Below are 18,769 nucleotides of genomic sequence, written 5' to 3'. Positions count from 1 at the left end.
TGGCCGTATGGATGTGAAGGTCAGCGTGGTGGTGCCGGTGCACAACCCCGGTGATACCGCCGACGCGTGTATCCGTTCGGTGCTGGAGCAGTCGATGCCCTCGCAGGAGTACGAGGTCATCTTCGCCGACGACGGATCGGACGACGGGATCCAGCAGCGCCTCGACTCCGTCGCGGCGGTGCGGCCGAACGTGCGGGTGCTGCATCTGGGCCCCGACGGCTCCGCGACGCGCGCGCGCAACATCGGGATGGCGATCGCCAAAGGCGAGTACGTCTACCTGATGGGGCAGACGGACCGTCTGGAGCGGGTCGCCCTGGAGCGGATGTACGAGCGTGCGGTCGAGACCGACGCCGACATCCTCATCGGGCGACTGGTCAACGACCAGGGGCCGCCCTCCACCGTGTTCGACGGAGACCGCGAGCGCGCCGACCTCTTCAAGGACCGGCTGCTGTCGCTGCTCACGCCGCACAAGCTCTACCGCAAGACGTTCCTGGACGTCGAGGCGTTGAGCTTCCCCGAACCCGGCGGGCGCCTGGCCGAGCAGTCCTTCGCCATCCGGGCGTACTCGCGGGCGAAGGTCGTCGCGATCCTGGCCGACCAGGTCTGCTGCCACGTCGAGGAGCGGCTGGAGCCGCCGGGCGACCCCTACGTCCGGGGCGCCGAGCTGCGCGAGCTGCTCGACATCATCGACTTCGAGGTTCCGGCCGGGCGCCAGCGCGACCGGATGTACGCGCACTGGTTTCGCACCTCGGTGCTGCGCCGGCTCGGCGGAGGCAGGTTCGTCTCCGCGACCCCCAGGGAGCGGGCGATCATCTTCACGGCCCTGCGTGAGCTGACCGTCCAGCGTTTCCCCCCGCGCCTGGACCGCCACCTGCCCGTGCATCTGCGCGCCCGCGCCGCGCTGCTGCGCGCCGGCCGGCTGGACCAGCTGGTCGTGCTGGCCGAGGCGATGCGCGGCACCCGTCTGCAGGCCGACCTCCGGGAGGTCGTCTGGGAGGACGGCACGTTCATCATGGGACTCACCGTGGAGATCATGCGGGGCGACGGGTCCCCGATGCGCTTCCTGCCGTACGGCGAGGACGGCCTGCTCTGGGAGCCGCCCGTGCCCCTCGACGGGCTTCGCCTCGCACCCGAGCTGGCCGACGTCTCACAGACCGCATCCCGCGCCCGGTTCGAGGTCTACCTCAGGCACGAGGAGACCGGGCTCGTCTACTTCCTCCCGGTGGCCTGCTCGATGACGCGCTCACGCCACCGCAACGGGGTCAGGTTGCAGGTGAGCGGCACGGCCCGGCTGGACGTCGCCTCCGCCGCCCTCGGCCGCCCGCTGCCGCCCGGATTGTGGGAGATCCACGTGCGCATGTACGGCGGATCCCACCGCGCGCGCACCCGCGTGACCGGCTCCCCGCTGAACTGCACGGGGGTGCTGGCCGACTACTCCAAGCGGCTGGTCATCCCCTGGTGGTCCGACCGGGGCGAGCTGGGGGTCTGCGTGGAGCCCCGCTCGTTCGCCGAGTCGATCGTCCTGGTCTCGGCGGGGACGACCATCACCCGGCAGCGCGAGCACGTCTTCGTCGTCGTGCCCGTGCCGTACGTGCCGCCGAGCGGGGGACCGCCCGCCGAGCTGGTGCTGCGCCACGCGGCGCGCGGGGAGCGGGAGGTCTGCGCGCCCGCCCTGGTCGAGCCGGGCGTGCCCGGCCAGCATCCCGGACGGCTGGTGGCCAAGGTCCCCATCCGGCTGACGCGCCGCGCCGGCTTCCTCGCACCGGGTGACTGGACGCCGTTCCTGAGGGTGGACGGGGTGGAGACCGCGCTCCGCTTCGGGCTCGAGATGAGCCGCGGCGGCCGGGTGGAGATCCGCGAGTCGACCGCGGCCACGCCCGCGCCCCGGCGCCGGCTGCTCAGGCGGGTGCTGGCGCGGGTCCCCGGGGCACGGAGGGCGGTCCGGCTCACCCGGACCGTGCAGGAGCACTACCTGCCGAGCTGACAGCCGTTGACGAGGTCCCCGCTCGCGGGGCGCGGCACGGTCGCGCTCGGTGGCGGGCTCTGCCCCTGTTCCACCCAGCTCGTCAGGGCCTCGAACGCGCTGCGGAAACACGGCAGCAGCGGCCGGAGCCGGTCGGGGTAGGCGGCGTAGAGGCTGTCCACATGGGTGCCGTCGGCGATCCGGTAGTACCGGAACGGCCGGCGCTCGCCGACCATGTCCGCGTAGACGTCCCCGGACCGGGAGATCGGCAACAGCGCGTCCAGCGTGCCGTGCACGGTGATCAGCGGCTTGCCGATCCGCCCGGTGAGCCCGATCCTCTCCACCGCCCGGTACGGCTTGCGCGCGTCGTAGTCGTAGTCGGTGTCGCAGGCGGGGGTGCCCGAGGCACAGAAGGGCGTGCCCGCCTCGGCGTCGCCGTCGAAGGCGGGGTCGAGCTCCTCGCGGTAGACGCGCTGGGTGAGGTCCCAGTAGTACTGGTAGTGGAACGGCCACAGGAACTCCGACCCCCTGGCGAACCCGGCGTCGTACATCGCCTGGGTGTCGCCCTTCGGGTAGGCCCGCAGCGCCGGAGGCAGGAAGGTGAGCAGGTTGTCGCCCTTGACCCGCCAGAGCGTGCCCTCCCAGTCGACTCCGCCGTCGTACAGCCAGGCCCGGTTCTCCAGCTGCCAGCGGACCAGGTAGCCGCCGTTGGAGATGCCCGCGGCGTAGGTCCGCTCGGGGAGCCTGCCGTAGCGCTGCGCGAGGACCGCCTTGGCGGCGACCGCCACCTGGGTGACCCGCCGGTTCCACTCGGCGACCGCGTCGCCCGGCCGGCGGCCGTCCTTGTAGAAGGTGACCCCGACGTTGCCCTTGTCCGTCACGGCGTAGGCGTAGCCCTTGGCCAGCGCCCAGTCGGAGATGGTGAAGTCGTTGGCGTACTGTTCCCGGTTGCCGGGGGTGCCCGCCACCACCAGCCCGCCGTTCCAGCCGTCCGGCAGCCGGAGCACGAACTGGGAGTCGTGGTTCCAGCCGTGGGTGGTGTTGGAGGTGGAGGTGTCGGGGAAGTAGCCGTCGACCTGGATGCCGGGCACGTTCTTGGGGTTGACCGCCCCGGCCGGATGGAGCCCGGCCCAGTCGGACGGGTCGGTGTGCCCGGAGACGACCGTGCCCGCGGTGGTGAGATCGTCCAGGCAGGCCTTCACCTGAAGCTCGGCCCCCGGAACCGCCACCCGCTCCAGCCGGGCGCAGTGGCCCCCGTCCGGCGCCTGGGCACCCGACGCTCCGGTGGCCGCCACCCCGATGTCCGCCACCCCGGCGCCCGCGGCCGACGCGCCCGCCACCAGGGCGGCGACGGCCAGGGCGAGCCCGGCGACCGGCCCGCGGAGTCCCAACGCTGTGCGCATCCGTCAGCTCCGCTTCAGGTGGTCGATGAGGGCGGCGCGGAACTCCTCCGGCCGCTCGATGTGCGGGCTGTGACCGCAGTCGAGGACGATCTCGTCGTAGGCGCCGTAGCGCTGGAGCGCGGCCCGGGTCTGGGCGACCATCGGCTGTGCCGGGGTGCCCGGTGATCCGGGGACGACGCCGAGGGCGCCCAGGTGGGCCAGGTCGAACAGCGAGGTGTCGGAGACGATCACGTCGGCCTCGCCCCTGATCCACAGGATCGGCGGTTTCGGATCGATCGTGTGCAGGTCGTCCAGCCGCAAGTGCGTCGGCGCGAGCGCGTTGAGCACCCCCCGGTCACCGGGGGCGACGCCCGGCCACGCCTCGGACGTCGCCGCGTCACCCGGGTAGTGGTCCTCGCCGACCCTCGTCGAGAGCATCGACTCGACGAGTGCGTCCTCGTCCGCGATCACCGTGCCGGGCTTGACGTACGTGCTCCGCAGCACGTTCCTCGGCGACACCGGGGAGTCGTCGGAGCGGTCCCCGGCCGCGAGCAGCCGCACGAAGTCGGGGTTGGCCGCCCCGGCCCCGCCGCCGGTCCCGTCGGGGTGGTTCAGCGCGCCGTCCGGCCCGTTCGTGCCGCCGAAGCCGTACGGTGAGACCGGGTTGACCAGTGTCACGCTCCGCACCGCGGACGGCCGGTCGCGCAGCGCCTGGAGCACCACCCCGCCGCCCATGCTCCAGCCCACCAGGTGCGCGCTCTCCAGCCCGAGGGCGTCGAGCAGGGCGAGCACGTCGTCGGAGTAGTCCCGCAGGCCGCGGGTGGCGTCCACGGGCGCGGGATCGCTGTCGCCGAAGCCGCGCAGGTCCACCGCGAACGGCCGGTGCTCCCCGGCCAGGGCGAGCAGTGTCCCCCGCCAGAAGGCGGCGCTCGACACGTTCCCGTGCACGAACAGCACCGCCTCACCCCCGCCCGCGGGTCCACCCGCCGACAGCACGTTCTGGGTGATCCGGGCGGTGGGCACCCGCCGGTCGTCGAGATGCATCGAATGTTCTCCGTACGGCTCAGCGGGTGGTGGAGGTGGGGGTGCCCTCGGCGTCGCGCAGGGTGGCCAGGTCCCGACCCCTGGTCTCGCGGGAGACGAAGACGGTGATCAGGGTGAGCACGGCGGCGCCCGCCACGTAGAGCATGATCGGGAACGACGACTTGTAGGCCTGCAGCAGGGCCACGGCGATCAGCGGGGCCAGGCCGCCGGCGACGATCGAGGCGAGCTGGGCGCCGATCGACACGCCGGAGTAGCGCATCCGCGTGGCGAACAGCTCGGAGAAGAACGCCGCCTGCGGGCCGTACATCGCGCCGTGCATGACCAGGCCGACCGTCACCGCCAGGGTGACCGCCGCGAAGTTCCTGGTGTCGATCAGCGGGAAGAACGCGAAGGCCCACAGGCCCACGCCGGCCGCGCCGAGCAGGTAGACCGGTCGGCGGCCGAGCCGGTCGGAGAGCGCGCCCCACAGCGGGATCGAGAAGAAGTGGACGGCCGACCCGATCAGTACCGCGTTGAGCACGAGGGGCTTGCCCAGCTTGGCCGCGGTCGTCGCGTACACCAGCACGAACGCGGTGAGCACGTAGTAGGAGACGTTCTCGGCGAAGCGGGCGCCGATCGCGGTGAGCACGTCGCGCCAGTGGTGCCGGAAGACCTCCACGATGGGCATGCTCGTGGCGGGCTCGGCGTTGGCGACGGCCTGCTGGAAGACCGGCGACTCGCTGATGGACAACCGGATCCACAGACCGACCAGCACCAGCACGCCGGACAGCAGGAACGGCACGCGCCAGCCCCAGCTCTGGAAGGCGTCGGCGGACTGGACGGCGGCCAGCACCGCGAGCACCGCGGTGGCCAGGAGGTTGCCGCCGGGGGCGCCGGACTGCGGCCAGGAGGCCCAGAATCCGCGTCGTTGCGCGTCGCCGTGCTCGGAGACGATGAGCACCGCCCCGCCCCACTCACCGCCGAGGGCGAAGCCCTGGACGAGCCGGAGCAGGGTCAGCAGCAGCGGCGCCAGCGCGCCGACCGCCGCGTGGGTCGGCAGGCAGCCGATCAGGAAGGTCGCCCCGCCCATCATCAGCAGGCTGACGACCAGGAGCCTCTTGCGGCCGAGGCGGTCGCCGTAGTGGCCGAACACCAGTGCGCCCAGCGGGCGGGCGACGAAGCCGACCGCGTAGGTGAGGAAGGCCAGCAGGGTGCCGGTGAGCGGGTCCGACGCGGGGAAGAAGATCGCCGGGAAGACCAGCGCGGCGGCGGAGCCGTACAGGAAGAAGTCGTACCACTCGATCGTCGTGCCGATCAGGCTGGCCGCGACGATCTTTCCGATGGGCGTGCGGGTTTTCTCTGCCATCTCACTCACCAATGGGTTGCGCTGTTGGGGGGATGTCGGCTCACGGTACGTAGTGACCGGCGTCACTCCTATGGGTTCGGCCGCCATACCGGGCGGCCGGGCTATGTGGGCATCTCGGGCGGCGGGCGGAGGGAGCGGCGGAAAACGCGCGTTTTCCTCGTGAACCCGCGTGAACCCTCGTGAACCCGCGTGGACGTGTGTGAACCCTCGTGAACCCGCGTGGACGTGTGCGAGCGTGCGTGAACCCGTGTGGACGTGTGTGAGCGTGCGTGAACCCGTGTGGACGTGTGTGAGCGTGCGTGGGCGCATGAGGGAACGCTCACGCGCGTGTGGAAGCGCACGGGTGCGGGTGGGTGCGCACGGCGGCGCGCGTCAGGCGCTGAGGCGGTGCAGGCGCAGGGCCAGCTGGATCTCCAGGGCGCGCTCGGGGTCCTGCCAGTCGGCGCCGAGGAGCTGGGCGATCCTGTCCAGGCGCTGGGTGACGGTGTTGACGTGGATGTGCAGCACGTCGGCCGTGCGCGACAACGAGCCGCCCGTGCCGAAGTAGGCGGTGAGCGTGCGCACCAGGGCGGTGCCCCTGCGGGCGTCGTAGTCGAGCACCGGGCCGATCGCCGAGCCGAGGAACGCCTCGATGTCGCGCCCGTCGCCGACGAGCAGCCCGACGAAGCCCAGTTCGGTGGCGCCGGCCCCCTCCCCTGCCCGGCCCAGGGCCAGCAGCGCGTCGGCGCAGCGCTGCGCCTCGCGGTGGGCGGCGGCGACCTCCGCCGGGCCGCGCACCGGGCCGGAGGCGCCGGCCGTGGCGGGATGGCCGAGAGAGGCGCTGAGCTCGGCCGCCACCCGCTTGGCCAGGTGGCCCGGCTTGTCGCCGGGCAGTAGCAGCACCACCTCGTCCCCGCGCAGGGCGGCCAGGCCGTGGCTCAACGTCGCCTGGGAGGAGGCCCAGAAGGCGGCACGCTCGCGCCGGCCACCGTGGCGGACCACGACCACCACGTGGTCGGCGTCCAGGTCCACCCCGACCCGCCGGGCCCGCTGGCCCAGGCCGTCGAGGGCGGGACGGGAGATGAGATCGTCGAGCAGCTCGCCCCTGACCCGGCCCTCCGCCTCGGCCACCGTGCGCCGAAACAGCAGGAGCAGGGCGGTGACCAGCGCGGCCCGTTCGAGGATGCGCTGGTCGGTGTCGGCCACCTGGCCGTCGGCCCGCAGCACGAGCGTGCACAGCGGCTCGGCTCCCACGTCCACGGAGGCGACCAGCAGGTTGCCCTTCTTGACGGTGCGGCCCAGCGCACGCGACGACCGTGCGGCGTCCGCGATCACGGACGCGGTCGTCTCCGAGCTCCGCTTCGCATCCGCGACCCCGCCCTCCCGCTCCGGCAGGCCCGCGGCCAGCTCACCCGCGTCCCCGGTGATCGGCCGTCCGGCGTCGTCCAGCACGACCAGCGAACCGCCGAGCACCTCGGTGACCACGGCGGCGACGTCCTCGACCCCGCCGCCGCGCAGCACCAGGCCGGTCATCCGGTCGTGCGCGAGAGCGGCCCGCTCCACGGCCGCGCTGTGCGCGTTCACCTGCCGGTTGGCCTCGCTGAGCTCCTCCAGAGCGTTTCTGGTCTCCTGCAGCAGCCGGGCGTTGTCGATCGCCACCGCCGCGTGCGCGGCCAGCGAGCCCAGCAGCACCACCTCGTCCTGGGTGAACGGGCGCACGCTCCGGTTGGCCGCGAACAGCACCCCGATGACGCGGGCGCCCAGCTTGAGCGGCACGCCCAGGATGGCGACCAGACCCTCCTCGTGCACCGCGTCGTCGATGTGGAACATGTGGCGGAAGCGCTCGTCGGCGAAGTAGTCGGCCGTCGCGTACGGCGTCGCGGTCTGGGCCACCAGCCCGCCGAGGCCGGCGCCCATGGCCAGCCGGAGCGCGCGGAACTTGGCCGAGACCGAGCCGTCCGTCACCCGCATCCAGGTGTCGCCCCGCTCGGGGTCGTGCAGCGTCATGTAAGCGGCGTCGGTGCCCAGCAGCTGCCTGGCCCGGTGCACGATGGCCTCCAGGACGGCGTCGAGGTCCCGCAGCCCGGCCAGGTCGCCCGCGGTGTCGAACAGCGCCGACAGCTCGGCCTCGCGCTTGGCCCTGCGCCGCAGCAGCGCCCGCACCTTCAGCGCGGCGAGCTTGGCCTCCTCCAGCTCGGCCAGCCTCGCCATGTCGGCTCCGCCGGCCCTGGCGGCCAGGATGGGGCCTTCGAACTCGACCGCCGACGCCTCCCTGGCCAGCAGTTCGAGAAAGACCCGTGTGCTCATGCCCTCATTTTCTTTCATGGGTCGTCATGGCGACGCCGTCATGGCGACCTCAGCGGGCCGTCCAGCCGCCGTCCACGGGCAGGGAGGTTCCCGTGATGAACGAGCCGTGCGGGCCGCACAGGTAGGCGACCAGCTCGGCCACCTCCTCCGGCTCGATCAGTCGTTTGACCGCCGCGGGGGCCAGCATGATCTGCTCGACGACCTCGTCCCTGCCGATGCCGTGGGTCTCGGCCTGGGCCTTTACCTGGTTCTCCACCAGCGGGGTGCGGACGTAGGCGGGGCTCACGCAGTTGGAGGTGACACCATGGGGGGCGCCTTCCAGGGCGATGACCTTCGACAACCCTTCAAGCGCGTGCTTCGCAGTGACATACGCAGACTTGTACGGCGAGGCGCGGAGCCCGTGGACCGACGAGATGTTGACGACCCGTCCCCACCCTCGCTCGTACATGCCCGGCAGAACCGAGCGGACCAGCAGGAACGGCGCCTCCACCATGACCTTGAGGATCTTCGAGAAGACCTCGGGCGGGAACTCCTCGATCGGCGCGACGTGCTGGAAGCCGGCGTTGTTCACCACGATGTCCACATCGGTGGGCAGCGCGTCCACGAAACCGGGCGCCGACAGGTCCGCGACCACCGGTGTCCCGGAGACCTCCGCGGCCACCTTCGCGGTGGCCTCGGCGTCCATGTCGATCACCACCACGTGCGCGCCCGCGGCGGCCAGCCGTTGCGCGCAGGCGCGCCCGATCCCGCTGCCCGCCCCGGTCACCACGGCTCGCCGCCCCGCTAGGTCACTCATGCTGCCGAATCTAGGCAATCATCCGAATCCCAGCCCATGTCGCCAGCCGCCATAGTCGCGCCATCGCCTATGTGTGCCGGACGCATCCGCGTGCGGGACGCGTCAACGCCCGGCAACGGTCACCGCGAGGCGACGGGGTAGCGGATGATGGTCCGCATCTTCTCCGGAGCCGTACGGCCCGGCACGGACAGATAGATCTCGTGGTGCCTTCCGGCGACGGTGAGGCCCTGGTCGGCGACGAACTTCAGCAGCGTCTCGACGGTGGCCGGCTCCTCGTCGTAGGGACCCGTGTGCAGGATCTGGGCCGCCTCGCCCCCCGCCAGCGGGGCGAGGCGGATGCCGTCGACGTTCGCGCCCGGCTTCTTGCCGCGGACGGCGTGCACCGCCCGCGCCGCCGTCTCGGAGGTGACCCGCGCCGGCTGGGGAATGCACATGGTCCACCGCATGGCGGCGCGGTCGTCGGGAGTGCCCTCCCACAATCCTTCGAGCGGGGCGACCGAGTAGGTCAGCACGGGCTTGAGCTCCGCGCGGATCGCGTAGGCGACGCCGTACAGGCCCTCGACGACGGCCCGGTAGTGGTCGCCGGAGGGGTCTCCGGAGCCGTCCACCATGAGACAGGTCCGCTCGGGAACGTCCAGGAGCGACGGCGTGGCCTTGGCGGCGTAGAGGGCGGGGTAGGTCTTCTTCATGGGGCCAGGGTGGGCTCTCCCTTCGGGGGAGAGTCCAACCCGGCAGAGTCCGGCCCAGCCGTCGCGGTCAGACGGTGACCGGGTAGGTGAGCGCCAGTTCGTCGCCCGGTACGCCGCGGATGCCCCAGTTGACCTGAGGCGACTCCAGGATCACGATCTCCAGGTCCTCCACCGGGAGATCGAGCCTCTCCTGGACTCGGGCGAACAGGGCGCGGATCAGGTCGCGCTTGGCCTCGTCCGACCGGCCCTGGAAACAGACGATCTCCACGATCAGATACCGCTCGCTGCGCTGCGGGCAGAGCAGGTCCTCGGCGTCCAGCAGCAGGAACCGGTGGAATCTCTTGTCCTGGGGGAGCCGCCACACCTCGGTGAGGCAGCCGTGCACGGTGTCCGACAGCTCCTGACGCCGGTCGGACCAGACGTCGCGGCGGCCGTAGAATTTGATCTGAGTCATGGAACGAAGTGTTCCAGGGGCTGATCTACGACGGCGGCCGGGTCATGGACAGCACGTCGAGGAGGGCGTCGAGCTGCTCCTCGGTGATGGCGCCCCTGGCGACGTGGCCGCGCTCGATGACGACCTCCTTGATGGTCTTGCGTTCGGCCAGGGCCTGCTTGGCTATCTTGGCGGCCTCCTCGTAGCCGACGTGGCGGTTGAGCGGCGTGACGATCGACGGAGACGATTCGGCGTACTCGCGCAGCCGGTTGGTGTTGGCCGTGATGCCGTGGACGCAGCGGTCGGCGAGCAGCCGGGAGGCGTTGGCCAGCAGCCGGATCGACTCCAGCGCGTTGCGGGCGATGACCGGCAGCATCACGTTGAGCTCGAAGTTGCCCGAGGCCCCGGAGAAGGCGATCGCCGCGTCGTTCCCGATGACCTGGGCGGCGACCATGCACACCGCCTCGGGGATCACCGGGTTGACCTTGCCGGGCATGATCGACGAACCGGGCTGGAGGTCGGGGAGGTTGATCTCGCCGAGCCCGGCGCGGGGACCCGAACCCATCCAGCGGAGGTCGTTCGCGATCTTGTTGAGCGATATCGCGACCGTGCGGAGCTGCCCGGAGAGCTCCACGACGGCGTCCCGGGCCCCCTGGGCCTCGAAGTGGTCGGGAGCCTCGGAGAAGGGAAGCCCGGTGGCCTCCCGCAGCTTCGCGATGACCTGGGCGGCGAAGCCGGGCGGGGTGTTGACGCCGGTGCCGACGGCCGTGCCGCCCAGGGGAAGCTGGGCGAGGTGGGGGAGCGCGCCCCGCACCCGGGCGATGGCGTTGTCGATCTGGGTGGCGTAGCCGCCGAACTCCTGGCCGAGCGTGACCGGGGTGGCGTCCATCAGGTGCGTCCTGCCCGCCTTGACCACCCGCTCGAATTCGAGCGACTTCTCCCGCAGCGCGGTGGCCAGGTGCCTGAGGGACGGGATGAGGTGGTAGGTCACCTCGGTCGTGGCGGCGACGTGGATGGAGGTGGGGAAGACGTCGTTGGAGGACTGCGAGGCGTTGACGTGGTCGTTGGGGTGGACGGGCCGGCCCAGCCGCTCCTCGGCGAGGGTGGCGATCACCTCGTTGACGTTCATGTTGGACGAGGTGCCGGATCCGGTCTGGAAGACGTCGATGGGGAACTCGCCGTCCCACTCGTTCTCCGCGACGTCGGTGGCGGCCTCGGCGATGGCCTGGGCCAGGTCCTTGTCCAGCACTCCCAGCCCGGCGTTGACCTCGGCGGCGATCGCCTTGATCAGGCCGAGGGCGGCGATGTGCGGGCTTTCCAGCCCGCGCCCGGAGATGGGGAAGTTCTCCACCGCCCGCTGGGTCTGCGCCCGCCACTTCGCGTCCGCCGGTACCTTCACGTCACCCATCGAGTCGTGCTCGATCCGATACTCGCTCATGGGTCCAGTCTGCGACCTGAGAGATAAAGCGGAAATTCAGCGCATGTTCGCCACGACGAGGATCAGGATCACCACCACGGCGACGGCCGCCACTCCCATGAGGACGATCAGGCCGACGCGGGTCCTGGCCGGCGTGGTGGTCTGCTCCGGACCGCCCCGGCCCGCGATCGCGAACAGATCGGTCCCCAGCCCCTGATACGGCCGGCGGCCCTGGTCGGGTGCCGGCGGCACCGGCTGTCGCGGTCGCTCCGGGCCGGGCGCTCCCGACTGCCACGCGAGGTCTCCTCCGCCTCCCTCCGGCTCCGGGTGATGCTCGTCGGAGGCTCCGGGCCGCCAGGGGCGATCGCCGTCGGACGCCCCTGGTCGCCATGTACGGCCCCGATCGCCCCCTTCGGGCCCCGTGTGGCCGACAGGGCCCTCGCCGGGGACTCCCGGCCGCCAGGGGGCCGCGGACGCGGGTCCTGCCGGGCCGGGCGGCCTCACGATCTCCGTGGGCCGCGCGTCCGGGAAGTCCGGGGAGTCTCCCGCGCCCGGGTTCACCGGGGTCGCAGGCCTCCGATCCGACGACGGTCCCGGTTCCCGCTCGGCCGGAGCCGTCCCCGGCCGCGGGCCCGCCGGGGCGAGCGGCGGCGTCGCCGGAGGGAAGGCCGAGGAGAGAGCCCGGGACGCCTGGGCGGGCGGCTCGGGGGCCGAGTCCGGGGCGCCGGTGGGGAGGCGGAGGCCGCCCTTGGGACGGATGACCAGCATGGTGCGGTCGGCGTCGAACTCCTCATCCGCCGGATGGGCGTCGTCGGCCGCCGGCGGGGGCGCGCTCGCCGCTTGCGCCCGGGGCCCGCCCGCCGCCGCCGGAGGCGCGCTCGCGGGAGTCCCCGGACGCGTCCGCGCCGGGCCCGGCGGGACGACGGGCGTCACGGGGGTTGGCCCCGCGGAGGCCGAGGGCGTGTCGGCCACCGCCCGGAGCATCGCCGCCGCCTGTGCCGGCGTCAGCCGTAACGTGTGGTCCCGCTCCAGGAGTTGCTCCAGCACGGGACGCAGCGGCCCGGCCTGCGCGGGCGGATCGGCCCTGTCGGTCATCAGCGCGGCGAGGGTCTCGGCCACCGAGGACCGCTCGTAGGCCGGCCGGCCCTCGACCGCGAAGTAGAGCGTCGCCCCCAGCGACCACAGGTCCGACTCGGGCCCGGTGTGCTCCCCGCGGGCCCGCTCCGGCGCCGTGTATCCGGGGGAGCCGATCACCATGCCGGTCTTGGTGAGGTTGGTGTCGCCCTCGGCCTTGGCGATGCCGAAGTCGGTCAGCACCACCCGCCCGCTCTCGGTGATCAGCACGTTGCCGGGCTTGACGTCGCGGTGCAGCACCCCCTGGGCGTGGGCGGCGCGCAGCGCCCCGAGGAGATCGACCCCGATCTCGGCGACCAGCCGGGGCGGCAGCGGCCCTTCCTCCTCGACCACCTGCTCCAGGGAACGCGCCTGAACGAGCTCCATGATGATCCATGGGCTGCCGTTCTCGATGATCGCATCGTGCACGGTGGCCACGGAGGGATGGCTGATGCGGGCGGCCGTACGACCCTCACGGATCATTCGCTCCCGCAGTTCGGCGCGCTGTGTCTCGCTGAGCCCGGGCTCCTGGCGGATCTCTTTGACCGCGACCTCTCGGCCCAGGGAACGGTCGTAGGCACGCCAGACCGTCCCCATGGTGCCCCGGCCGAGTGGCGTGATCAGCTCGTAGCGGTCAGCGAGCAGGCGCGTCTGCTGTTCCGGCATGAGAAGAAGATAGCGATCCCTTCTTGAAGAACGCTTTATCCACGCTTACGAAGTTCCCTCGGCCACAGCAGGCGCGGGAGCATCAACCGGATGAACGGCGTCATGAACCGGATGAACGGGCGTTGGGCGGGGAGCCGTTCGGCCTGCTTGCGGTGCACGCCCTCGGCCGGTCGCCGGTGCCCGCGAGGCTGCGGCACCGGGGTCGGCATCGGCAGCGGCGCCGGGATCGGCGCGGAGCCGACCCGATGCGTTCCGCGGTGCTGCGGGCGACGGCTGAACGGGGGAGCGGTGATCGTCGCGGTGTTCCTGGGCGGCCTGCCCGCGGTGTTGCCCACGGGCTTGCCCTGGGTCCGTGCGATCGGCTCCTCGGCAGATCCGCCCGCCGCCACCCGGGCGAGCATCAGCGAGGCGCGCACCGCGTCGAGCCGGGCGTTCGGATCGATCTTGAGCAGGCCCTGCAACACCGGGGTCAGCGGGCCGGCTTTCTCCATCGGGATGGGCTCGCCGCTGGTCAGGGCGGCCAACGCGGCGGCGGCCGTACGGCGGCCGTGCAGGCCGCGGCCCTCGACGGCGGTGTAGAGGGTCGCGCCGAGCGACCACAGGTCGGCCGAGGGGTGGGCTTTTGAACCCAACACGCGCTCGGGGGCGATGTATCCGGCCGAGCCGAGCACGATGCCCGCCTGGGTGATCGACACGTCGCCTTCCAGCGCGGCCAGGCCGAAGTCGGTCAGCACCGCCCGGTCGTCGGTCACCAGGACGTTGCTGGGCTTGACGTCGCGGTGCAGGATCCCCTTGGCGTGCACGGCCCGCAGCGCGCCCAGGACCTGCCGCCCGATCTCCGCCACCTGGCGCGGCGGCAGCGGGCCCCGGTCCTGCAGGAGCTGCTCCAGGGACCGGGCCCGCAGCAGCTCCATCACGATCCAGGGGCGCTCGTCCTCGGTGACGACGTCGAAGACGGTGATCACCGAGGGGTGGGCGACCATCGCGGTCGCCCGTCCCTCACGCTCGGTCCTGGCGCACAGCTCCGCCCGCAGCTCCTCGTCGAGGACGAGGGGCAGCCGAACCTCCTTGACGGCCACCTCTCGGCCGAGCAGCTCGTCATGTGCTCGCCAGACGGTGCCCATGCCGCCGCGCCCGACCGGCTCCGACAGCCGGTAGCGCGCTGCAAGAAGGTATCCGGACGGCGCACGCATGTGGGGCAGCTTACCGATTTGCGTAATGCGACCAGTAGACACCGGGCCGAATCTTCTTGCGTTCTTCGGTCAGATTTTCGTGCTCGTAACTGTTGAGAAGCGCCGGGCGACGTCCGCCCAGTTCACGATGCCCCAGAGCTTCTCGACGTAGTCGGGCCGCACGTTGCGGTACTGCAGGTAGTAGGCGTGCTCCCAGGCGTCGAAGACCAGCAGCGGGGTGGTGTTCATGCCGACGTTGCCATGGTGGTCGTAGACCTGCTCGATCACCAGGCGGCGCGACAGCGGCTCCCAGGCAAGGATGCCCCAGCCGGAGCCCTGGACGCCCGCGGTGGCGGTGGTCAGCTGCTTGGCGAAGGCCTCGAACGAGCCGAAGTGCTCGTCGATCGCCGCGGCCAGCTCTCCGTCGGGACGGTCGCCGCCGTCGGGTGAGAGGTTCTCCCAGAAGATCGAGTGCAGGACGTGGCCGGACAGGTTGAAGGCGAAGGTCTTCTCCAGTCCGACCAGCCCGCCGAACTCGCCCTTGTCGCGGGCCTCGGCCAGCCGCTCCAGCGTGTCGTTGGCCCCCTTGACGTAGGCGGCGTGGTGCTTGGAGTGGTGCAGCTCCAGGATCTCGCCGGTGATCGCGGGCTCCAGCGCCGCGTAGTCGTAGGGCATGTCCGGAAGGGTGTACTCACCCATGGGGGTCTACCTCCTCGTCGATCATTGACCTTCCGGACACTATTGCAAATAGTTCGCATCTGCGTCAGCCTTGCGACTTAGTCCTGCCACTATTGCGAATAGTTCGCAACTAATTCATGATGGCAGGTGTAGGTTTGGTCCTTGAGGGGGTCTCATGCCTGTCGGGCTGACGTTCGACGCGAAGCCGGGCACCGCAGCGTTCCGGTCGATTTATGCGGCGGCGTTCGCACCGCCGCCGTGGCATGAGACCCCTGACCAGATCGAGGCGTTCGCCGATCGCCTGGCCTCCCATGCCCGGACGCCGGGTTTCCGATGCGACGCCGCCTATGTGGACGGCGAGCCCGCCGGGTTCGTCTACGGCTTCCCGAGCCCGGACCCGTGGCCCGACGACCGCCTCTACCGCCCCATCGCCGACGCCGTCGGCGACCTTTCGATGCTGGCCTCCCGCTTCGAGCTCCACGAGGTCGCGGTCGATCCCCGCTTCGCCGGGCGCGGGGTCGGCGCCGCCCTGGTCCGGCGCCTCACCGCCGGCGTGGGCGCCTCCTGGTTGGTGACCGCGCCGAAGGCCGCCGCGGCCGTTCGCCTCTACGAGCGCCTCGGCTGGCGCCGCCTGCGCGAGTTCACCGTCCGCGGCGAGACGTTCCGGCTCTACCTCTCGCCCGATTCCTGAGCCTCCCGTACGGCTCGCCCGGCCCCTCGGCCTCGCCGCCACCGTCTCTGTTCCCCGCGCGGGGCCGCCCCGGCGTCCGGGCCTTCCGTACGGCTCGCACACCCGGCGCCCGACCGGCCCGCCGTTACTCCTTGGCCGCCAGCAGCGAGTAGCGCACCTTGGCGCCCACCTGGGCGGCGGTCAGACGGGTGAGCCGGTAACCCTCGCGCCGCAGCTGCTTCAGCCGGGCCACGTGCCGCGACGCGATCAGCCCGCTGTAGCAGGACCAGGCGCCCTGCGTCCGCTTCCAGACCGCCGTGTACTTCCCGTCGGGAGCGATCGTGACATCCGGCCGGAAATGGTCGCGGGCCTGCCGGTCGAACTCGGCCTGGAACTGCTGTGCCGTCTGTTTGAAGGTGACGTGCCAGTCGGTGCCCTCGGTGTTCTGCACCCAGGCCGCGCTGTAGCGCAGGCTGCCGGGGACGCCGTAGATGGTGATCCACGAGGGGATGTATCCCTTGCGGGCCGCCTCGGCGTTGCGGATGCGGAACCGGGGGCTGGTCATCCCGAAGTGGGCCAGATGCCCGACCTCGCGCTTCTCCATGACGATCGCGAAAACCGCCGCCGAGCCGGCGCCGTGCGCGGCCGTGATCGTCTCCACGTAGCCCTTCGCGACCCATTTCTCCCAGAACGTCTGGTACTCCCCGAGCGTTAGGTCATGCGCGGTCACGTACGCGTCGCCCGGGACCTTGCCCCACAGCGCCGTGTAGCCCCGGTCGGTGATGGAGATCGACAGGGGGCGGAAGCCCGCCTCCTTGAGCCGGGCGGCCTGGCGGCCGTGTTCGGCGGCGCCGACGTCGTAGTAGGCGCGTGTGCCGCCCTCCGACACCGCCGGCGGCGAACCGGCGGCCGGTTCGTCCTCCTGGGTGGAACCCGCCGATCCGCCGCCCTCCTCCTCGGCCGGCTTCGACTTCTTGCCCACGGGCTTCGGCTTCTCGTAGGCCCCGGGGTTCTTCGCCGACTTGTCGCCGGTCTCCGGCTCGGCGGGGTCCTGCACGGGCTTGTCCTCGAATCCCGGCAAGGCCGGATCCCCCGTCGTCTTCCCGCCGGTCCCCGACCGCCCGTCCCGCTTGACGGAGCCGCTCCCCGGGCCCTGCGCCATCGTCCCGCCGGAGTCGCCGGTCGTGCCGAGCTCCGCCTGCCGTGCGGCCACCACCACTCCGGCGGTGGCCAGCACGAGCACCGCGCTCCCGGCGGCCAGCGCGACCCGCGTCCTGCGCCGCCTGGCCGCCGCCGCGACCTCCACGGTGTTGAGCTGCGGGGGACCCGCGGAGGGGCCGCCGACCAGCCGCACCAGCAGGTCCACCGCGTTGGGGCGGTCGGCGGGCTGTTTGGCGAGGGCCGCGGCCACGACGGGCCGGATCGTCTCGGAGACCGCCGTGAGGTCGGGCTGCTCGGTGAGGATGCGACGCATGATCGCCGGGATCTCGCCTCCCTCGAAGGCGTGCCTGCCCGTCGCCGCGAACGCGACGACCGCCCCCCAGGCGAAAACGTCGGCCGCGGGCCCCACCCGCTCGCCGCCGAAGACCTCCGGCGCCATGTACAGGGGCGTGCCCAGCATCTGGCCCGAGGAGGTCATGGTGATGCCGGGCAGCCGGGCGATGCCGAAATCGATCAGGCGTGGCCCGTCGGGCCCCATCAGGACGTTGTCCGGCTTGACGTCGCGGTGCACGATGCCCGCCTGGTGGATCGCGGCCAGCGCCGAGGCGAGGCCCATGGCCAGCCGGTGGACGGCGTCCTGGTGCAGCGGGCCGTCGGCCGTCACGAGCTCGCGCAGGCTGGCGCCCTCGATGTACTCGCTGACGATGTACGGCTGCTCGCCTTCGAGGTCGGCCTCGACGATCCGGGCCGTGAACGCCGGGGCGGTGCGCCGGGCCGTCTCCAGCTCGCGAGCGAAGCGCTCCCGCAGGTCGCCGTCGGCCCAGTTGGGCAGGTGCGGAACCTTCACCGCGAACCGCTGCCCGGCCTCGTCCGTCCCCAGGAACACCACACCCTGGCCGCCGCTGCCCAGCCGGCCGGTCAACCGGAATCGCCCGAGCCGGACGGGGTCGGACGGCTGCAGTGGCTGTATCTGCCTCATAGGTGCAGATATACCGGAAAGATCAACTAAAGGACAGAAAGATCCCCCTTTCTGTGCGCTCGCGGTGCCGTCGCTCAGTCACCGCGCAGGACCGAACGCAGCCGGGGGACGAATCCGTCGGGGTCGTCGACGAAGGCGATGTGGCCGCCGGGGAAAGCCGTCGGCTTCGTGCCGAGCGCCGCGGCGAGCGCGGTCGACGCGCGGTCGCAGAGCTGGCCGGCCGACTCGTCGCCGACGCCGACCACGATGCGGGTGGCCCCGGCGCGCAGGGTGGCGATGTCGGGCCGCCAGCGGGTGGTCGGGCGCATCTCGTGCATGAACCAGAAGCGCTCGGCAGCGACCTGCTGCGGATCGGGCTCGGCCGGCGCCGCCCCGGGCGTGCCGGCGGACTCGTCGAACGCGGGCATGGTGATGTTGGCGTTGATCATGAACTTGGCCCAGGCGCCCGCGGCGTCGCCGGAGACGTAGGTGGCGATGATGTCGTCGACCGCGGCGTCGCGCTCTTCACGGTCGTCGAGCAGCTCATTGAGCGGGGGCTCGTGCGCGATCACGGTGTGCACCTGCCCGGGGTGGGCGATGGCGAGCGCCAGCGCGCTGACGGCGCCGCCGCTGGAGCCGAAGACCGCGGCCGGGCCGGCGTCGAGGTGGGTCAGGAGCCGGGAGAGGTCGTCGGCGCGCATCTCCGGGGTCGAGTCCTGCTCGGGGTCGTCGAGGGGGCTGCGGTTGATGCCTCGCGGGTCGGTGGTGAGCACGGTGTGGTCGGCGGCGAGCAGGTCGGCCAGCGGCGCGAAGGACGTGGCGTCCATCGGGGCGCCGACGAGCACCACGAGAGGGCCACTGCCCCGCACCTCGTAGTGCAGTGTGGCGTCGGAGACCCTGAGGGACCCGGCGGTGACGGTCGTCGTGTGGTTCAACGAAATCTCCTGCAATGGTGCTGTGATGCTCGGTCGAAGGGGAGACTCCCGCCGTGGGGCA

General features: G+C 71.9%; 15 protein-coding genes. 2 read left to right on the top strand and 13 right to left on the bottom strand.

Features of this window, described 5'->3' with window-relative positions; all coding sequences use genetic code 11:
* The first annotated feature begins 7 nt into the window (after positions 1 to 7).
* Positions 8 to 1,984 carry a glycosyltransferase family 2 protein gene (locus tag ACQPYK_RS43410; RefSeq protein ID WP_433245426.1) on the top strand — a complete coding sequence of 659 codons (1,977 nt, stop codon included), beginning with the start codon at positions 8 to 10 and terminating at the stop codon, positions 1,982 to 1,984.
* Here ACQPYK_RS43410 and ACQPYK_RS43405 read toward each other — a convergent pair.
* From ACQPYK_RS43405 to ACQPYK_RS43355, 11 genes are all read right to left on the bottom strand, one after another.
* Complete coding sequence (locus tag ACQPYK_RS43405) at positions 1,969 to 3,366, bottom strand: tannase/feruloyl esterase family alpha/beta hydrolase (protein WP_433245423.1); 1,398 nt, start codon at positions 3,364 to 3,366, stop codon at positions 1,969 to 1,971. The genes ACQPYK_RS43410 and ACQPYK_RS43405 overlap by 16 nt on opposite strands.
* Positions 3,367 to 3,369: 3 nt before the next feature.
* Positions 3,370 to 4,389 carry an alpha/beta fold hydrolase gene (locus ACQPYK_RS43400; protein ID WP_433245420.1) on the bottom strand — a complete coding sequence of 340 codons (1,020 nt, stop codon included), beginning with the start codon at positions 4,387 to 4,389 and terminating at the stop codon, positions 3,370 to 3,372.
* Positions 4,390 to 4,408: 19 nt separating this feature from the next.
* A complete protein-coding gene (locus tag ACQPYK_RS43395) occupies positions 4,409 to 5,734 on the bottom strand; it encodes an MFS transporter (protein ID WP_433245417.1) in 1,326 nt (441 codons plus the stop codon).
* A gap of 372 nt (positions 5,735 to 6,106) precedes the next feature.
* Complete coding sequence (locus tag ACQPYK_RS43390) at positions 6,107 to 8,020, bottom strand: helix-turn-helix domain-containing protein (protein WP_433245414.1); 1,914 nt, start codon at positions 8,018 to 8,020, stop codon at positions 6,107 to 6,109.
* A gap of 49 nt (positions 8,021 to 8,069) precedes the next feature.
* Positions 8,070 to 8,816 carry a 3-hydroxybutyrate dehydrogenase gene (locus ACQPYK_RS43385; protein WP_433245411.1) on the bottom strand — a complete coding sequence of 249 codons (747 nt, stop codon included), beginning with the start codon at positions 8,814 to 8,816 and terminating at the stop codon, positions 8,070 to 8,072.
* A gap of 119 nt (positions 8,817 to 8,935) precedes the next feature.
* Positions 8,936 to 9,505 (bottom strand): GyrI-like domain-containing protein, encoded by a 570-nt coding sequence (locus tag ACQPYK_RS43380; RefSeq protein WP_433245408.1) that lies wholly within the window; start codon positions 9,503 to 9,505, stop codon positions 8,936 to 8,938.
* A gap of 67 nt (positions 9,506 to 9,572) precedes the next feature.
* Positions 9,573 to 9,959 carry a tautomerase family protein gene (locus tag ACQPYK_RS43375; RefSeq protein ID WP_433245405.1) on the bottom strand — a complete coding sequence of 129 codons (387 nt, stop codon included), beginning with the start codon at positions 9,957 to 9,959 and terminating at the stop codon, positions 9,573 to 9,575.
* A gap of 25 nt (positions 9,960 to 9,984) precedes the next feature.
* Entirely contained in the window at positions 9,985 to 11,376 is a 1,392-nt protein-coding gene (locus ACQPYK_RS43370) for a class II fumarate hydratase (protein ID WP_433245402.1), read from the bottom strand.
* Between the two features lie 36 nt (positions 11,377 to 11,412).
* Positions 11,413 to 13,134: a protein kinase domain-containing protein gene (locus ACQPYK_RS43365; protein ID WP_433245399.1), complete on the bottom strand. Its 1,722-nt coding sequence runs from the start codon at positions 13,132 to 13,134 to the stop codon at positions 11,413 to 11,415.
* Positions 13,135 to 13,169: 35 nt separating this feature from the next.
* Positions 13,170 to 14,327 (bottom strand): serine/threonine-protein kinase, encoded by a 1,158-nt coding sequence (locus tag ACQPYK_RS43360; RefSeq protein ID WP_433245396.1) that lies wholly within the window; start codon positions 14,325 to 14,327, stop codon positions 13,170 to 13,172.
* A 69-nt stretch (positions 14,328 to 14,396) separates the two neighbouring features.
* A complete protein-coding gene (locus ACQPYK_RS43355) occupies positions 14,397 to 15,005 on the bottom strand; it encodes a superoxide dismutase (RefSeq protein ID WP_433245393.1) in 609 nt (202 codons plus the stop codon).
* A 154-nt stretch (positions 15,006 to 15,159) separates the two neighbouring features.
* Here ACQPYK_RS43355 and ACQPYK_RS43350 point away from each other — a divergent pair, with 154 nt between their 5' ends.
* Positions 15,160 to 15,675: an N-acetyltransferase family protein gene (locus tag ACQPYK_RS43350; protein ID WP_433245390.1), complete on the top strand. Its 516-nt coding sequence runs from the start codon at positions 15,160 to 15,162 to the stop codon at positions 15,673 to 15,675.
* A gap of 124 nt (positions 15,676 to 15,799) precedes the next feature.
* Here ACQPYK_RS43350 and ACQPYK_RS43345 read toward each other — a convergent pair whose 3' ends face one another.
* Together ACQPYK_RS43345 and ACQPYK_RS43340 are read right to left on the bottom strand one after the other, a co-directional pair.
* A complete protein-coding gene (locus tag ACQPYK_RS43345) occupies positions 15,800 to 17,794 on the bottom strand; it encodes a protein kinase domain-containing protein (protein ID WP_433245387.1) in 1,995 nt (664 codons plus the stop codon).
* A gap of 74 nt (positions 17,795 to 17,868) precedes the next feature.
* The gene (locus ACQPYK_RS43340) at positions 17,869 to 18,708 is read right to left on the bottom strand and encodes an alpha/beta fold hydrolase (protein ID WP_433245384.1); all 840 of its coding nucleotides are present in this window, start codon (positions 18,706 to 18,708) and stop codon (positions 17,869 to 17,871) included.
* Positions 18,709 to 18,769: the final 61 nt, after the last annotated feature.

The organism is Streptosporangium sp. CA-135522 (assembly GCF_050949235.1).
Lineage (GTDB): Bacteria > Actinomycetota > Actinomycetes > Streptosporangiales > Streptosporangiaceae > Streptosporangium.
The sequence above is the reverse complement of the archived record's forward strand: the minus strand, read 5'-3'. Positions and strand labels throughout refer to the sequence as shown.

What these genes read in the sequence shown, in the direction of transcription:
- ACQPYK_RS43345 (WP_433245387.1), bottom strand. Translation starts at nt 17,794, where the DNA reads ATGAGGCAGATACAGCCACTGCAGCCGTCCGACCCCGTCCGGCTCGGG.
- ACQPYK_RS43380 (WP_433245408.1), bottom strand. Translation starts at nt 9,505, where the DNA reads ATGAAGAAGACCTACCCCGCCCTCTACGCCGCCAAGGCCACGCCGTCG.
- ACQPYK_RS43400 (WP_433245420.1), bottom strand. Translation starts at nt 4,389, where the DNA reads ATGCATCTCGACGACCGGCGGGTGCCCACCGCCCGGATCACCCAGAAC.
- ACQPYK_RS43385 (WP_433245411.1), bottom strand. Translation starts at nt 8,816, where the DNA reads ATGAGTGACCTAGCGGGGCGGCGAGCCGTGGTGACCGGGGCGGGCAGC.
- ACQPYK_RS43370 (WP_433245402.1), bottom strand. Translation starts at nt 11,376, where the DNA reads ATGAGCGAGTATCGGATCGAGCACGACTCGATGGGTGACGTGAAGGTA.
- ACQPYK_RS43350 (WP_433245390.1), top strand. Translation starts at nt 15,160, where the DNA reads ATGCCTGTCGGGCTGACGTTCGACGCGAAGCCGGGCACCGCAGCGTTC.
- ACQPYK_RS43365 (WP_433245399.1), bottom strand. Translation starts at nt 13,134, where the DNA reads ATGCCGGAACAGCAGACGCGCCTGCTCGCTGACCGCTACGAGCTGATC.
- ACQPYK_RS43395 (WP_433245417.1), bottom strand. Translation starts at nt 5,734, where the DNA reads ATGGCAGAGAAAACCCGCACGCCCATCGGAAAGATCGTCGCGGCCAGC.
- ACQPYK_RS43375 (WP_433245405.1), bottom strand. Translation starts at nt 9,959, where the DNA reads ATGACTCAGATCAAATTCTACGGCCGCCGCGACGTCTGGTCCGACCGG.
- ACQPYK_RS43390 (WP_433245414.1), bottom strand. Translation starts at nt 8,020, where the DNA reads ATGAGCACACGGGTCTTTCTCGAACTGCTGGCCAGGGAGGCGTCGGCG.
- ACQPYK_RS43355 (WP_433245393.1), bottom strand. Translation starts at nt 15,005, where the DNA reads ATGGGTGAGTACACCCTTCCGGACATGCCCTACGACTACGCGGCGCTG.
- ACQPYK_RS43360 (WP_433245396.1), bottom strand. Translation starts at nt 14,327, where the DNA reads ATGCGTGCGCCGTCCGGATACCTTCTTGCAGCGCGCTACCGGCTGTCG.
- ACQPYK_RS43405 (WP_433245423.1), bottom strand. Translation starts at nt 3,366, where the DNA reads ATGCGCACAGCGTTGGGACTCCGCGGGCCGGTCGCCGGGCTCGCCCTG.
- ACQPYK_RS43410 (WP_433245426.1), top strand. Translation starts at nt 8, where the DNA reads ATGGATGTGAAGGTCAGCGTGGTGGTGCCGGTGCACAACCCCGGTGAT.